Origin of the sequence: Gilvibacter sp., from assembly GCF_013214815.1 — a bacterium.
Lineage (GTDB): Bacteria > Bacteroidota > Bacteroidia > Flavobacteriales > Flavobacteriaceae > Gilvibacter.
The window spans coordinates 1-15047 of the sequence record NZ_JABSPU010000062.1 but is presented as its reverse complement, the minus strand read 5'-3'; the positions used below and the strand labels follow the sequence as shown (position 1 = coordinate 15047).

Annotated in this window: 12 protein-coding genes and 2 pseudogenes; 6 read left to right on the top strand and 8 right to left on the bottom strand. The window is 42.8% G+C overall.

Annotated elements, in window-relative coordinates:
- The 8 genes from HRT75_RS11605 to HRT75_RS11570 all read right to left on the bottom strand — a co-directional run.
- Positions 1 to 967, bottom strand: a 967-nt coding sequence (locus HRT75_RS11605) for an ABC transporter ATP-binding protein (RefSeq protein ID WP_291186817.1), incomplete at its 3' end; no start/stop codon positions are given.
- Positions 968 to 969: 2 nt separating this feature from the next.
- Positions 970 to 1818, bottom strand: a complete 849-nt coding sequence (locus tag HRT75_RS11600; RefSeq protein ID WP_291186814.1) for an ABC transporter permease — start codon at positions 1816 to 1818, stop codon at positions 970 to 972.
- A 91-nt stretch (positions 1819 to 1909) separates the two neighbouring features.
- Entirely contained in the window at positions 1910 to 2779 is an 870-nt protein-coding gene (locus tag HRT75_RS11595) for a beta-1,6-N-acetylglucosaminyltransferase (RefSeq protein WP_291186811.1), read from the bottom strand.
- Positions 2779 to 3546, bottom strand: a complete 768-nt coding sequence (locus HRT75_RS11590; protein WP_291186808.1) for a sulfotransferase family 2 domain-containing protein — start codon at positions 3544 to 3546, stop codon at positions 2779 to 2781. The genes HRT75_RS11595 and HRT75_RS11590 overlap by 1 nt, the downstream gene beginning before the upstream one ends.
- A gap of 56 nt (positions 3547 to 3602) precedes the next feature.
- The gene (locus HRT75_RS11585; RefSeq protein ID WP_291186804.1) at positions 3603 to 4577 is read right to left on the bottom strand and encodes an SDR family oxidoreductase; all 975 of its coding nucleotides are present in this window, start codon (positions 4575 to 4577) and stop codon (positions 3603 to 3605) included.
- A 9-nt stretch (positions 4578 to 4586) separates the two neighbouring features.
- A complete protein-coding gene (locus tag HRT75_RS11580; RefSeq protein ID WP_291186801.1) occupies positions 4587 to 5873 on the bottom strand; it encodes a nucleotide sugar dehydrogenase in 1287 nt (428 codons plus the stop codon).
- Positions 5874 to 5893: 20 nt separating this feature from the next.
- Positions 5894 to 8356: a tyrosine-protein kinase family protein gene (locus HRT75_RS11575; protein WP_291186798.1), complete on the bottom strand. Its 2463-nt coding sequence runs from the start codon at positions 8354 to 8356 to the stop codon at positions 5894 to 5896.
- A gap of 1 nt (position 8357) precedes the next feature.
- Positions 8358 to 9155, bottom strand: coding sequence for a polysaccharide biosynthesis/export family protein (locus HRT75_RS11570; protein WP_291186795.1), 798 nt, complete (start codon positions 9153 to 9155; stop codon positions 8358 to 8360).
- Between the two features lie 165 nt (positions 9156 to 9320).
- Between HRT75_RS11570 and HRT75_RS11565 the strand changes: the two are divergent.
- The 6 genes and pseudogenes from HRT75_RS11565 to secA all read left to right on the top strand — a co-directional run.
- Positions 9321 to 11179, top strand: a pseudogene (locus HRT75_RS11565) (ABC-F family ATP-binding cassette domain-containing protein).
- A gap of 31 nt (positions 11180 to 11210) precedes the next feature.
- Positions 11211 to 11948 carry a class I SAM-dependent methyltransferase gene (locus tag HRT75_RS11560; RefSeq protein ID WP_291186792.1) on the top strand — a complete coding sequence of 246 codons (738 nt, stop codon included), beginning with the start codon at positions 11211 to 11213 and terminating at the stop codon, positions 11946 to 11948.
- A gap of 72 nt (positions 11949 to 12020) precedes the next feature.
- Positions 12021 to 12707 (top strand): ABC transporter ATP-binding protein, encoded by a 687-nt coding sequence (locus HRT75_RS11555; RefSeq protein ID WP_291186789.1) that lies wholly within the window; start codon positions 12021 to 12023, stop codon positions 12705 to 12707.
- A 158-nt stretch (positions 12708 to 12865) separates the two neighbouring features.
- On the top strand, positions 12866 to 13438 hold the full coding sequence (locus HRT75_RS11550; protein ID WP_291186786.1) for a cob(I)yrinic acid a,c-diamide adenosyltransferase: 573 nt from the start codon (positions 12866 to 12868) through the stop codon (positions 13436 to 13438).
- A gap of 179 nt (positions 13439 to 13617) precedes the next feature.
- Positions 13618 to 13839 carry a DUF2795 domain-containing protein gene (locus tag HRT75_RS11545; protein WP_008272287.1) on the top strand — a complete coding sequence of 74 codons (222 nt, stop codon included), beginning with the start codon at positions 13618 to 13620 and terminating at the stop codon, positions 13837 to 13839.
- A 170-nt stretch (positions 13840 to 14009) separates the two neighbouring features.
- Positions 14010 to 15047: pseudogene (gene secA, locus HRT75_RS11540) on the top strand (preprotein translocase subunit SecA); the annotation flags it as partial.

The window sequence follows — 15047 nt, the reverse complement described above, 5'->3', positions numbered from 1 at the left end:
GATTGAGAATCTTTGAACTAGCCTGAAAAACGGGTACTAACTCTCTACTCAAGACTGAAAGGGAAACATCAACCGCACCCGTATTTAATTCAGAAAAAACGCTAAAATCAAAAACGATATTTTTCTCGAGGTTACTTATAACAGATTTGGACATTGAAAATTCGACTAATTGGCAAGCATCTGAAATTAAATCATATCGTTTGACTTTTGATCCTGTAACACCATAATAGTGTTCAATTACTAAACCTGGGTCCCCTTGAATTGTAATTGTGCCTTTATTTAATAAAATTGTGGATGAACATATTTTCGATATTTGTGGCATGGCATGGGATACGAAAATCACACAACATAATTCTAAAAGTTCGTTAATTCTTTCATAACATTTAGCACGAAAACTGATATCTCCAACAGCCAATACCTCATCGATTATAAGTACATCCGGCTCCATTTGGGCAGCCACGGCGAAGCCCAGGCGTACCTTCATGCCCGAACTGTAATGCTGAACAGGCATATCAATGAATTCGGCAAGTTCTGCGAACTCAATGATGGTTTCAAGCTTGGCATCGCTCTCACTCTTACTAAAACCTAAAACGGCTCCATTGTTATATATGTTTTCACGTCCCGTGAGTATAGGGTTAAAACCAGCTCCGAGTTCAATCAAGGCCCCTACTCTACCTTTCATCGTGATACTTCCCGTATCGGGGCGAATGAGACCATTGAGCATTTTTAATAAGGTCGATTTACCCGCTCCATTATGACCGATTAGGCCTAAGCATTCGCCCCGACGCAATTCAAAACTCACATCTTGAACCGCCCAGAACTCTTTAGGTCTGAGTTGTTCCGATTTACCACCGCCCAATACATTGGTAAACAAATCTTGTAAACCGTATTTCAAGCCCGTCTTTAAGTCCTTGCTGAACTTCTTGCTAACGCCTTCTACTTTGACCAATACCTCTTTCTCTTCCATACTTATGAGCTACTGCGTTCAACAATGATTGGAATTGAGATTCGGTAAAACACCAAACCAATTAGTAAAATCGGGATGCAACAAAGCAAGACCACAAAATAATAACCTAAATGATCGCTTGGCGTTCCGACCAAAACTGATCGAGCCAAAAGAATCATTGGACTAAATGGATTCCATTCCATTATGGTCTTCATGATCCCATCTGCAGGGACCATATAAACCACTGGGGTGAGATACATCATGAACCTCAAACCAGTCATGATGAGTTTAGAAATATCGTTGTATAAAAGCCCAATTGGAGTCAGGATCAATCCAAGGGTAAATCCAAAGAAGACAGCACCTAACATAACCAAAGGAAACAACCAGGCTGAGTGTTGGTAATCCACGCCAAAGATCAATAATAGAATGATCAACAATAAGATTTTTGGAATCGCATTAAAAAGCAATTTATAGATTCCCGAAAGCAACAAGGCTTCTTTAGGAAAGTTGATCTTGGATATAATATTCTTTGCAGAGCTTGTACTCATCTGTGGAGCATTAATAGCGCCTGTAATAATGGACCAAATTAAAGTACCGCTAAAGGCATAGACTGGGTAAGGTATTCCAGTGTCCGTGAGCTGCACCGTTCCTGTGGACTGTAAAAACACCCAAACCAAAGCCGTAGTTAAGGGAGTAATAAAGGCCCAAAGGATTCCCAAATAAGACTGTCTGTATTGCGCTTTAATATCGCGGATGGCAATCTGCTTGGCTAAAAATCCAGAGCTGAAAATATCAGAGATACTGGCCTTGAGTACTTTGAGAAAGCTCGTGTTTCCTTGGTTGGTATAAACGGTCACCCGTTGTTCGCTCATGCTGAGTAGGTAATTTTTGGGTTGTTAGCTTTTACAGGCTCAAAATACTTCTTTTTTGGCGGGATTCCTTATTATTCTCCCGTCTTCTCTCTTATTTGATGCTTTCAATAATTCTATCGATCAAGTTTGCGGAATGATTCCAGTCCATTTTCCGGGCAAAAAAAGCATCACTTTGCTCAATTTGAGGCCAATCCTCTAGATCTAAGATTCCCGGCTTGCTTCCGTGTTTCTCTTCCCAGAGTATGTAGCGTTTATTGTCTGTATCAAAACTATCTTTCAGATCGGAATTCATCAAAATAGTCTGAAAATAAAATTCTTCACTGCAAAAACTGTGTTTCATCCGTTTGAGCAAGGCTGGTTTTTCAAGGGTATAGTCAACCACTTCTTTTACCGCGGAACGGTGCAGACTCCAGTAGGTTGATCCGCCGTGTAGTGGCGGAAGATCTTTGGAATAGCTTCGCTTAAAACCCAATCGCTTTTGAATGGACAAGAGCTTTTGAATCCAATGCATATGCTTTTTGGCATTAAGGGAATCATATAAGTTATACAACAAGATCCGATCCCAACCTCCGTTGTTCCAACAAGCAGCAGGCATGGTGAAGTTTTCTAAATAGCTTTTACTGCCTAAACTGGTGAAATGGGCAACAAATTCATCCGCAGATTTGATGGGCAAATCCTGACCAGTGATTAGATGAAAGTAGCTAAGAGATTGGTCTTGTATAGCCTCTTCACACAAAAGCAATATGGCCTTTAAGTGATTTAACCCCCCCCAATTGACTTTGTACTTCTGACTGATAAACACCAAATTGTCCAGCCCTTGTAGCTTATTGAGAATCTCTGGGCTGACTGCCGTCTTTTTATCAATATGGACATAAAGCGCAAACCGGTCGTCAAAGCAAGACGAGATAGTCTCCAATTGCTGGAGGTCCTTAAAGGCTGTTATGAGAATTCCGTGTCGCATCAGCCCGAAATTCTGCGTTTAAAATTGCCCCATCGGTGGGCCAAATACGGATACTTTAATCTAAAATGGAGTTTGCCATTTTTGCCGAGGATCAGCCGCAGATCGTTCAAAAAATTAAACGTGCTCGCTCTTTTATCTTCAAAACCATAACTCAATAACTCAAGGTCTTCCTTATAGGTTTGAGCGACTAGTTTCTTGCGCTTGGCCGTATAGAACCAGGAATAATGCGGCAACTTCTTTTTGTTCACGTTCGCAGAAGACTTAAAGAAATCTTCCGGCAAGTTCAAAGCCTCGCATAGCGTTGCAAATCCTTCCTTAACTGATTCCAATCGAATCACCTGATCATAAACAATCGGCTCCCCAGCAAGCAAAAAATAATCCGACTGCGGCCGCAAATGCTCGCCCATATAATCCACAGTGCGTTTGGTTAATCGATCTAAAAAAGCACTTCTAGCATGTATAAAGTCTTGAAATGTTCCCCAGACGTCACCGTTGAGCATGACCCAGGCGTAATCCGAATAAGACCTTGAATAGGGGTTGCGCACCACAATAAACTTATAATAGCTGTCCCATTGCTGCTGAGTTACCAAGCCAGAAGCCAAAAGCTCATCAGGAGTGGCGTGTTGTAAGTGGATCCCTGAAGATTCATTCCAACCATAGCCCATTTCAGCATCACCACTAGTATCTACTCCAAAAGCTTCTTCTACGGTAGTGCCCGCACACTTAGAGATATGAATGAAAATACACTGATGCTCGTGGGATACCATCCTGTTAGTTGTGTTTTAAATGCTCTCTCCGCCCAATCAGCCCGCCCGAGCAAGGCTTAATGCGCTTTAAAATATTCCCAAGTTACGCCCAATCCTTGCTTTACGGAATACTGTGGATCATAACCGAGTAGTCTTTTGGCTTTGCCGATATCAGCTAAAGAATCCTTGACATCTCCTCTACGCGTCTCCCCGAAGGTTGGTTGGATATCAGTTGCAGATAGGTCGGCCAAATGTTCCCATAGATCCAGAATACTAATGCGGTCTCCAAAAGCAATATTATAAACTTCATTAACGGCCTCATCACCGGCAAACATGCCACGAATATTGGCCTCAACGGCATTTTGCACAAAGGTGAAGTCACGGGTTTGACTTCCGTCTCCATGAATTGTAGGCGGCTCGTTGTTCTTCACCGCATTCATAAACAAAGGAATCACCGCTGCATAGGCACCGTTAGGACTTTGTTTTGGCCCGAAGACGTTGAAATAACGCAGTCCGATGGTTTGAGTACCATAGGTTTTATAAAAAACATCTGCGTAAAGCTCATTGACGTATTTGGTAACGGCATAGGGTGATAAAGGCTTTCCAATGCGGTCTTCTACCTTGGGCAATGATTTGCTATCCCCATAAGTGGAACTGCTCGCGGCGTAAACCATCCGCTTTACAGTATCTGATTCATTCTGAGCCACCAACATATTTAAAAAACCAGAAACATTTACAGAATTACTGGTGATGGGATCATTGATAGAACGCGGCACAGAGCCCAAAGCTGCTTGATGGGAAACATAGTCCATTCCTTCCATAGCATCTTTGCAGGTCTGCAGATCACAAATATCACCTTCTATAAACTCAAAATTCTGAGCCGATAAAAAGGGCGTAATGTTTTCTTTGTAGCCGTTGGACAGATTGTCCAAAACACGCACATGTCCGGCGCCGTGATCCAATAAGTACTGCACCAGATTACTGCCTATAAAGCCAGCGCCTCCAGTGATCAAAAATTTTAAGTCTGCTAAGGATTGGTTGTGATAGGTCATAAGTGTTGGCTATAGTCGTCCGTCAATTTGAGATTCAGGCAGGAAAGATTTTACGTCAAAAACCACTGAAGTATCCGCTTTTAATGCGTTAAGATCAATTCCTTGAAACGCATCATGAGCAACGGCCAGCACGATACAGTTATAATCTGCACCTAGATCATCAGCAGTATTGATCACAGAGAGTCCGTATTCCGCAGAGACCTGTTCTTGTTTTGCCCAAGGATCGTAAATATCAACTTGTAAATGATAGCCACTCAAGGCTTCAATCAGGTCAACAACACGTGTATTTCTGGTATCCGGACAATTCTCTTTAAAGGTAATTCCAAGAACTAGAGCCTTGCCGCCTTTGATGGTTGCATCTTTAGTGATCATCAGTCTAATGACTTCTTGGGCCACATACTCTCCCATACTATCATTCATGCGTCTTCCCGCTAAAATGATCTCCGGGTTGTATCCGGAATCCATCGCCTTTTGAGCTAAATAATAAGGATCCACACCTATGCAATGTCCACCAACTAAACCGGGAGTGAACTTTAAGAAGTTCCATTTAGTACCCGCAGCTTCCAATACCGCTTGGGTATCAATATCCAATACTCGAAAGATCTTTGATAATTCGTTGACAAAGGCAATATTGATGTCTCTTTGGGAATTTTCAATAACCTTAGCTGCTTCTGCTACTTTAATGCTCGGAGCCAAATGGGTTCCTGCAGTAATGACTGAGGCGTAAACGCTATCGATAAGCTCAGCAGCTTCTGGCGTTGAGCCTGAGGTCACTTTTAGAATTTTGGTAACCGTATGCTTTTTATCACCCGGATTGATGCGTTCTGGAGAATAGCCTGCGTAAAAGTCTTGATTGAATTTTAGTCCAGATTGCTTTTCCAATATGGGCACACAAACCTCTTCTGTAACTCCGGGATATACAGTAGATTCATAAACTACTATATCTCCTTTTTTAAGCAGAGGCCCTAGGGTTTCACTGGCTTTGATCAAAGGAGTTAGTTCCGGCTGATTGAATTCATCAATGGGCGTTGGAACGGTTACGATATAAAAATCGACATCGGCCAGATCGGAAGGAGTATCTGTCAAAACCAGATGCCCTTTGTCATTTCCTTCTAAAGCTGAATTTAACTGCTCATCAGCAACTTCTAAGGTGCTGTCATGACCTTGATTAAGACTCGCAATTCGATCTGAATTTATATCAAAACCGACTACTTTGTGTTGACCGGCAAAAGCAACAGCCAAAGGCAAGCCTACATAACCTAATCCAACAATTCCTATTTTCTCGGGTTTCTGCATATCACAAAGGCAAAAGCGCCTTATTTTTTTCTATTGAATATTTGGGTAATTCGCTTCAATAGCGATCGGCGTTCTGGTCCCTCATGATAATCATTACCGTAGGCACCATAACCATAGCCATAACCATAGCCATAGCCGTAGCCATAACCATAACCGTAACCTTGGCGCTGTTTGAAGTAGTTCAACACAAAACTGATGTTGGACACCTCTCCGTTTTTATACTTCTCATTAATAAAGGACAGCATGCCTTTTTGCGTATAATTTTGACGAACCACGTAGATGTTTGCGTCAGAATACTTTACCAACTGAATCGCATCGGTAACCAGGCCTAGTGGTGGCGAATCCAAAATGATATAATCGTACTCCTGTTTTAAGCGTTCCATAAGCTCATCCATCTGCTCGTTCATAAGCAATTCCGATGGATTTGGTGGAACCGGACCAGAAGTGATTACCTGCAGGTTTGGAATCGAAGTATTCTGAACGATCTCTTCCAGAGTGGCATCTTTGATCAAATAATTGACAACTCCAATATCGTTTTGAATATCAAAATCGCCAAAGATCTTAGGCTTGCGCAAGTCCAAACCAAGAAGAATTGTCTTTTTATTACTCAGTGCAAATACAGAAGCGATATTGATGGAACAGAAGGTCTTTCCTTCTCCACTGATGGAACTCGTAATTAAAACAGTCTTAGCGCCACTTACTCCTTGCTTTTTATACATGAACTGTAAGCTGGATCGCACCGCTCTAAAACTTTCCGCTATTGCGGATTTTGGTCGTTCCAAAACTGCGAGATTACCACTCACTGAGCTCTTCCCGATCACGCCCAAAACAGGTATGGCTGAGAGTCGCTTAATGTCTTGACCGTGTTGGATCTTGTTATTCAGTAAGAAGCGAACAAACACAAACAGGAATGGCACAAAGAAACCGAGAATCCCTGCCAAGACATAGTTCAAACTGGTGTTTGGACCTATTTGCCCTCCACCGGTATCCTTAGCGGCATCGATCATTAAAACATCACTGATGTTTGCTGCTTTGACCAAATTGGCTTCGCTGCGTTTAGCCAAGAACAGGTTGTAAGTACCTAAGGTTAGGTTGTATTTCCGTTCTATTTTGAGTAATTCCTGTTGTTCTTTAGGCAACTTGCGGATTGCAGATTCATTTTGAGCGATCTTACTTCTGATGTCATCAACATCGCGATTCACGCGGTCTTTACTGCTCTCAATATTTTCCAGCAATACGGTCTTCACCGCATCGATATCTCGGTCTAACTCAAGGAAGGCCGGTGCACCTTCTTGCATGGAATACTGGTAGCGGCTTCGCTTTTCTGCCAAAGAAATAATTCGCGCTACTCCACTGCTGATTGCACCTTCTTCTATCCCAACCACAGAGGGAGCAGGAACATCAATATAATTAGTCCGTGTAAGTAAATAATCTTCTAAGCGTTTGAAATACTTGAGCTGTTGTTCTAATTTTTCAATTTCCAGATCATAAGCCCTTAACTTTCGAGAAATTTCTGAGCCTTCCTCGTTTAAGTTGTAAATCCCTTTGGATTCTTTAAAGGTGTTGAGCTCGCTCTCCACAAAGTTTAAGGAGTCAGATTGTTGATCCAAGCTTTCGTTGATAAAATCAATGGTCTTGGTGGCGAAGAGATTCTTTCGATCCAACAAATTATCCTCAAGAATTTGAGCAGAAGTATTTAAATAATCTACCAAACGTGCTTTGTTGTTTCCGTTCAGACGCATGACCAAAACAGAAGACCCGTCAGATTCACTAAAGACGCTGATCTTTCTGTAACGATTGATCACTTGATAATAACGAGAAAAACTTATATAATAAGGGGTATTGAGCTTCCCTCTATATTTCTTGTATTGAAAAACTCCATTTAAAAATGGTAGTTTGACGGTATCTCCAAAAAAGAAGTCTTCCTTATATGACAACTCTTTAGGTGTCCATCTTCTGGAATTCTTTTTACCGTAATGAGACAAGCGATAATCCAAAGGCTCAAACTGAGCCTCAACGGTAAACGTGGCTGTATCCTTAACTGTAATGGTTACAGGCACATTCATCACCTGATATCGCGAGGTATCTGCAATGAATTGAAAAGGCACTAATTTATAAGCATCTGTACGCTGGTATTTCCCGTCTTGAAGGTAATTGGTATAGAACTGCAAACTGTCTACTACGGCCTCGTTATGAGTACGAGATCGCAGCATGATCAAAGCTGTATTGACCTTATCCGTAGTTCCACCCCAATTGAAGGTCAGACTGGTATTGGTGGTAAAGAAAGGGTTTTGATCGTCCTTAATGGAGATCATATTACTCATGGTGTAAACGGGTAACTTTCTAATATTGACCCAATAGGCCGCAGCAAATCCAATACCCCAGGCAATGAAGAACAAGGGCCAATGCTTCAACAAGGAGAGCAACAAGCCTTTAAAATCAAAATTATATTCTAAATCTTCTATTTCAAATTCCTTGCTCATACTAAAGTCGCGTTGCTAAAAGAATTATAGAAGTGAGCCCCGTGATCACCGTAAGTATGGTCGTGAATGAGGATAAGCCTGTTGTTCCTGTACCGATTGATTTCTGTGGCAAAGGATTGACCAGGATCAGATCATTGGGTTGAATGTAATAGTAAGGAGAATTCACCGCGTCAATGGTGGTGAGGTCTATGTGATGTACTTTTTGTCCCTGCGGATATTGCCGTACGATGATCACATCCGTACGATCACCCGTGATACGAATATCCCCGTTGGTGGCAATGGCTTCCATGATACTCACCTGCTCTCTGTAGATCACGCTTGAACCCGGTCTACCGATCTCTCCGTTGATCACATAACGTATCCCCGCCAATTTTACCGTAACAAAGATGTTTGCGTCTTCCTTAAAATAATCTGACAGCAACCGCTTTTCAATGGTCTCTCGGATCTCCTCCACCGTGTAGCCCAAAACGTTAACCTCACCTAAAGTCGGCACGCGAATATTTCCGTGTTGATCCACGGTAAATCCATCGTAGTACAAACGTTGTTCTCCAGTAGCGTTCAAATTGCTCTCTCCCACAGGGTTGAACATGGCTACCAATTCTTGATCCAGGGCTTTGATTCTGATACTCAACATATCGTTCACCTGAACGCGATACGGTGGCATGACCTTTCTCAAGGCGATCAAGGAATCATTGCTGGCTGCAAGGTCTTCCTGCAGATAGGAAATTCTTTTAGTGGGAATACACGAAGAAAAAGAAAGAAGGACAGCCACTAGGGCATATAAAACGGCGTACTTCATTAAGTGTTTAACTGGTTTAGTTAGCGGCGGTATTTTCATTTTCTACAAAACGGAAAATTGAAAAAAGTAGTGCCTCTTCAGCAAATATAACTTAACCAACCTAATAATAAAAAGAAATCCCAGCGATGCTGTATTTTCTGATTATTTTTGAGCAAAGTTTAGCGCTTGAATTACGTATCTGTAGAACATATTGCCAAGGCCTATGGGGAACGCGTTCTCTTTGAGGACATTTCCTTTGGAATCAATCAAGGACAGAAGATCGGTTTTGTGGCCAAGAACGGTACCGGTAAAACGGCCATCCTAAATATTTTGGCCAAAACAGAAGCTCCTGACAGCGGTCAGGTTGTCTTTAGAAAGGAGCTCAATATCGCTTACCTGCCTCAGGAACCCAGCCTTAGAGATGATCTCACGGTAAAAGAAACCATCTATCACACCGATTCGCCCACCCTTCAAATTATTGATAACTACCATTTAGCTTTGAAGAACCCTGAGGATACGGAAGGGCTTCAACGGGCCTTTGATGCCATGGAAGCTGCTCAGGCCTGGGATTTTGAAAACCGAATTGAAACGGTGCTCTCTAAATTTCAATTGACCAATTTAGATCAAAAAGTTTCTAATCTCTCCGGAGGGCAAAAGAAGCGTTTGGCCTTAGCGCATGCCTTGATCAACATTCCAGACCTCTTGATCTTAGACGAACCCACCAACCATTTGGACTTACAGATGATTGAATGGCTTGAGGGCTTTTTTACGCGAGAAAAGGTGAGTCTTTTTATGGTGACGCACGATCGTTATTTTCTAGATCGGGTTTGCAATGAGATTGTAGAATTAGACAACGGACAATGGTTTTCGTATAAAGGCAACTACGCCTATTATCTGGACAAGCGCCAAGCCCGAATGGAACAGTTTGAAGTAGAAACTGACAAGGCCGTTCAACTTTACAAAAAGGAATTGGAATGGATGCGCAGACAACCCAAAGCGCGTACCACCAAGAGCAAGTCACGCATTGATGACTTTCACGAAATAAAAGCTCGCGCCCACCAAAGACGCAAACAACACGAGCTGCAATTGGAGCTCAACATGGAGCGCTTGGGCACCAAAATTGCCGAGTTTCACAAGGTCAGCAAAGCCTTTGGAGATAAGGTAATCACCCAAAATTTTGAGTATCGTTTTCAACGCGGAGAGCGGGTTGGGATCATCGGGAATAACGGTAGTGGAAAATCCAGTTTCTTAAATATGCTCACTGGAGTGAGTCAGCCCGATGGCGGAAAGATCATCATTGGAGAAACTGTCAAGTTCGGGTACTATTCACAGGCTGGAATTGAAGTTAAGCCGGGACAAAGGTGATCGATGTGATTCGCGAGTTTGGAGATTATATTCCGCTTAAAAAAGGACGCCAACTCTCTGCCGGACAGTTATTGGAACGTTTTTTATTCGACCGAAAAAAACAATACGACTATGTTGAAAAGCTCAGCGGAGGGGAACGCAAGCGTCTCTATCTGTGTACGGTATTGATCGGTAATCCGAATTTCTTGATCCTCGATGAGCCGACCAATGACCTGGACATTGTCACCTTGAACGTCTTGGAGAGCTTTCTTTTAGATTATCCCGGCTGTTTGATCGTAGTTTCTCACGACCGCTATTTTATGGATAAGGTGGTGGATCACCTTTTGGTGTTTAGGGGCGATGGGCTTATTGAAGATTTCCCCGGGAACTACAGTGACTTTAGAGCTTATGAGGACAGCAGTGATCCGGTTGCAAAAAGTCCGAAGAAAGAAAAAACAGACTGGAAAGACCCTAAAGCCAAGGCCAAACTCAGCTATAACGAACAAAAAGAGTACAAGGCCTTAGAGCGCGATATTGCCAAATTAGAACGAGAAAAAGACGCTTTAGAAGGCGAATTTGCTACGGCCGACTGGGATACTGATAAGATCAATGAAGAGTCCTTAAAACTTCAAGAACTCATCAATTCTTTGGAACAGAAAACGGAGCGTTGGTTTGAACTCTCCATGAAGTTGGAAGAATAGCATGTATGAGTTTTTAAAATACCTGCAATTTTTGTGGCGTTCTAAAAACGAGCATGCCGTTCACTCCCCTTTTGTGTATAAGCTGATCACCGAGGGAGTCAAAACTCGAATTCCTCTTGAATTAAGACAATTACTACCCAAACACTATAAATACTTGATTGGGCAAAAGCTCAAAATAAAGGTGGAGGATTTTGGAGCCGGGTCTCGTGTTTTTAAAAATGAAGAACGGGGGATCGATCAGATTACCAAAGTTGCTGGGATGTCACAAAAGACACAAGAACTCATGGCCAGTGTAACGGCTTACTTCAAACCGCAAAACATGCTGGAACTGGGAACCTCTTTGGGTAAAGGAACCGTAGCCATGCACATTGGGCATCCAGAAGGAAATATCACTACGGTAGAACGCTGTCCCAACACCTTAGCTGAAGCCGTTAAAGGATTTGAGCGGTTTGGATTTAAAAACATCACCGCCGTGAACGCCTTATTCACTGACTTCCTCAATGATGACGACCGAGTTTGGGATCTGATCTATTTGGACGGTGGCCATACCAAAGACTTCACCCTATTTACCTTTGAACAATTGCTGCCCAAGCTCCACAATGATAGTTTACTCATTCTGGATGACATTTATTGGTCTAAAGAAATGACCGAAGCTTGGGAAGAAATTAAGGCCCGTCCAGAAGTTTCTGTTACCATAGATTCCTTTGATTGGGGTTGGGTGTTTTTTCGCAAGGAACAGCCCAAACAACATTTTGTGTTAAGATTGTAACAATGCCGGCTTGTCTACGTCTTATGTGCGTAGAATGAAGTATCTTGCATACTATAAACCATCGGTGTTTTTATGAGTACAGTAATTGAGATCCGCGGTATTAAAAGGGATTTCCCGCTAGGACAAGAAGTCGTAAAGGTTTTAAAAGGAATCGATCTGGATATCAACCAGGGCGAGTACGTAGCTTTGATGGGACCATCGGGTTCTGGAAAATCTACTTTGATGAACCTTTTAGGCTGTCTGGATACCCCTACCGACGGCTCGTATATACTCAATGGACAAGACGTTAGTAACCTAACCGATGACGAACTGGCCGACATCCGCAACAAGGAGATCGGGTTTGTATTCCAAACCTTTAACCTTTTACCGCGAACAACAGCTTTAGAAAATGTGGCCTTGCCCATGATCTATGCTGGGGCTTCCAAAGGAGCGCGTTCCAAACGTGCCGAGGAAGTTTTGACCGATGTAGGCCTGGCCGATCGTATGGACCACAAGCCAAACCAACTTTCCGGAGGTCAACGCCAAAGGGTAGCTGTTGGGCGCGCATTGGTCAACAAGCCTTCTATCATTCTCGCAGATGAGCCAACCGGAAACCTGGATTCTAAAACTTCTTTAGAGATCATGAATCTCTTTGATGAGATCCACGCCAGCGGTAATACGGTGATTCTGGTAACTCACGAAGAAGATATCGCGGCCCACGCGCATCGGGTGATTCGTCTTAAAGATGGTATGATCGAATCAGACACCCGAACCAAATAATTCCGTGGAGGCCTATCTTGAAAATCCTTATTTTGTAGTTGGCGGTCTTTTACTGCTGTTGGTGCTTATTCTTTTCTGGAATCAGCGCAACGCTAAGATCACACGGAGTAGAAAAAGCCGATCGTTCCGCAATCGGTACTATGCAAAAAGAAAGGATCATGAAGATATACACCAAGACCGGAGATAAAGGGACCACTGCCCTATTTGGAGGAACACGCGTTCCTAAACATCACATCAGAATAGAAAGCTACGGCACCGTAGATGAACTCAATTCACACATTGGGCTTATCCGCGATCAAGCTATAGAGCCGCATCACAAAAAGTTCCTAGAGGTGCTACAGAACAAATTGTTTACTGTCGGAGCTATTTTGGCAACAGATCCCGAAAAGGCAATTTTAAAAAGCGGCAAAGAACGCTTGAATATCCCAAAGATCAATACCGAAGATATTGAGGCACTCGAGCTAGAAATGGACCGTATGAATGAACTCTTGCCACCCATGACGCACTTTGTTTTGCCCGGTGGACATCAAACGGTGTCATTCTGTCACATAGCCCGCTGTGTTTGCCGTCGTAGTGAGCGTTTAGCAGCACAATTAAACGATTATGAGGCCGTGGATCCGGCCGTGCTACAATACCTAAACCGACTTTCTGACTACCTTTTTGTGTTGGCACGGATGTTGACCAAAGAATTGCAAGCTGAGGAAATCAAGTGGATTCCAGAGAAGTATTAAATCGACTCGAAAATTCATCCTCAGCAAAGGAAAAATATTAATCATTTTTAACCAACTGAATATCAGTGTTTTATATTGATATTCTTACGTTCTTTTTATTCACGGACAAATAATTTAGATTTTACTTGACTTTTTGATCTAAAAAATTATTTTTGCAAAAATTAAATGCAACAAGTGCTATGTACTGGACTTTAGAGCTAGCGTCATATTTGAGCGACGCACCCTGGCCTGCTACCAAAGATGAATTGATTGATTACGCAATTCGTACGGGAGCCCCTCTTGAAGTTGTTGAGAATCTTCAAGCCATTGAGGATGAAGGTGACTCTTACGATTCTATCGAAGAGATCTGGCCCGATTATCCCACGGACGAAGATTACCTTTGGAACGAGGATGAATATTAATCCACTATAAATAAAAAAGTCTCGCAGGAGGCTTTTTTTTTGCGTACTATTGAACTGCTGTTCGGGGAAAAACCAAACGGATAAATCCCCTTGATTTACAGTTATTTGCATTTTTCAGTCTGAATAAAAAGAAGCCTGAGTTATACCGCTAAAAAAGAAACACACAAGACATGGGTCTTTTAGATAACGTATTAAAAGTATTTGTTGGCGATAAAGCCAAGAAAGATCTGGGCGAAATCCAACCGCTCGTAAACAAGATCAAAGCTAAAGAAGCCGAGATGGCTCAACTCAGTTTGGATCAACTTCGCGGCAAATCCGATGCCTTTAGAGCACAATTGCGCGATGCCCAAGCAGAGACCAAAGCACAACTAGAAGCACTCTCCAAAGAAGCTGAAGACGTAAGTGATATCCAACGCAAGGAAGATATCTATGCAGAGATCGATCAGCTTAAGGACAGCCTTTATGAAATTGAAACACAGGTATTGGATGAAATCCTGCCTGAAGCTTTTGCTGTGATCAAAGAAACAGCCAAGCGCTTTGCTGAGAACAGCAGCTTAGAAGTTACTGCCTCTGCTTTTGACCGCGAGCTTTCTGGAACCAAAGCTTATGTAACCTTAGACGGTGACAAGGCCGTTTGGGCCAACTCTTGGGATGCAGCCGGAAAAGAGGTGACTTGGGATATGGTTCACTACGACGTACAGCTGGTGGGTGGTATTGCCCTGCACCAAGGAAAGGTTGCTGAGATGCAAACGGGAGAAGGAAAGACCCTTGTGGCTACCCTACCGGTTTACCTCAACGCACTTGCCGGGAACGGGGTACACTTAGTAACGGTAAACGATTACTTGGCCAAGCGTGATAGCGCGTGGATGGCTCCTATTTTTGAATTCCACGGATTGAGTGTGGATTGTATTGATTACCACCGTCCGAACTCTGCAGAGCGTCGTGCGGCCTATAACGCAGACATCACTTACGGAACCAACAATGAGTTTGGTTTTGATTATTTGCGTGATAATATGTCTCATGCGCCAGGAGATCTGGTACAACGTCCGCATCACTATGCGATTGTGGATGAGGTGGATTCGGTTTTGATCGATGACGCCCGTACACCGTTGATCATCTCCGGACCAGTTCCGCAGGGAGATCGTCACGAATTCAACGAACTCAAACCAAAGATCCAAGACATTGTAAACGTACAGCGCAAGTTGCTT

Coding starts and splice junctions, on each gene's coding strand:
- HRT75_RS11600 (WP_291186814.1), bottom strand. CDS start 1,818: ATGAGCGAACAACGGGTGACCGTTTATACCAACCAAGGAAACACGAGC.
- HRT75_RS11595 (WP_291186811.1), bottom strand. CDS start 2,779: ATGCGACACGGAATTCTCATAACAGCCTTTAAGGACCTCCAGCAATTG.
- HRT75_RS11590 (WP_291186808.1), bottom strand. CDS start 3,546: ATGGTATCCCACGAGCATCAGTGTATTTTCATTCATATCTCTAAGTGT.
- HRT75_RS11585 (WP_291186804.1), bottom strand. CDS start 4,577: ATGACCTATCACAACCAATCCTTAGCAGACTTAAAATTTTTGATCACT.
- HRT75_RS11580 (WP_291186801.1), bottom strand. CDS start 5,873: ATGCAGAAACCCGAGAAAATAGGAATTGTTGGATTAGGTTATGTAGGC.
- HRT75_RS11575 (WP_291186798.1), bottom strand. CDS start 8,356: ATGAGCAAGGAATTTGAAATAGAAGATTTAGAATATAATTTTGATTTT.
- HRT75_RS11570 (WP_291186795.1), bottom strand. CDS start 9,155: ATGAAGTACGCCGTTTTATATGCCCTAGTGGCTGTCCTTCTTTCTTTT.
- HRT75_RS11555 (WP_291186789.1), top strand. CDS start 12,021: ATGAGTACAGTAATTGAGATCCGCGGTATTAAAAGGGATTTCCCGCTA.
- HRT75_RS11550 (WP_291186786.1), top strand. CDS start 12,866: ATGAAGATATACACCAAGACCGGAGATAAAGGGACCACTGCCCTATTT.
- HRT75_RS11545 (WP_008272287.1), top strand. CDS start 13,618: ATGTACTGGACTTTAGAGCTAGCGTCATATTTGAGCGACGCACCCTGG.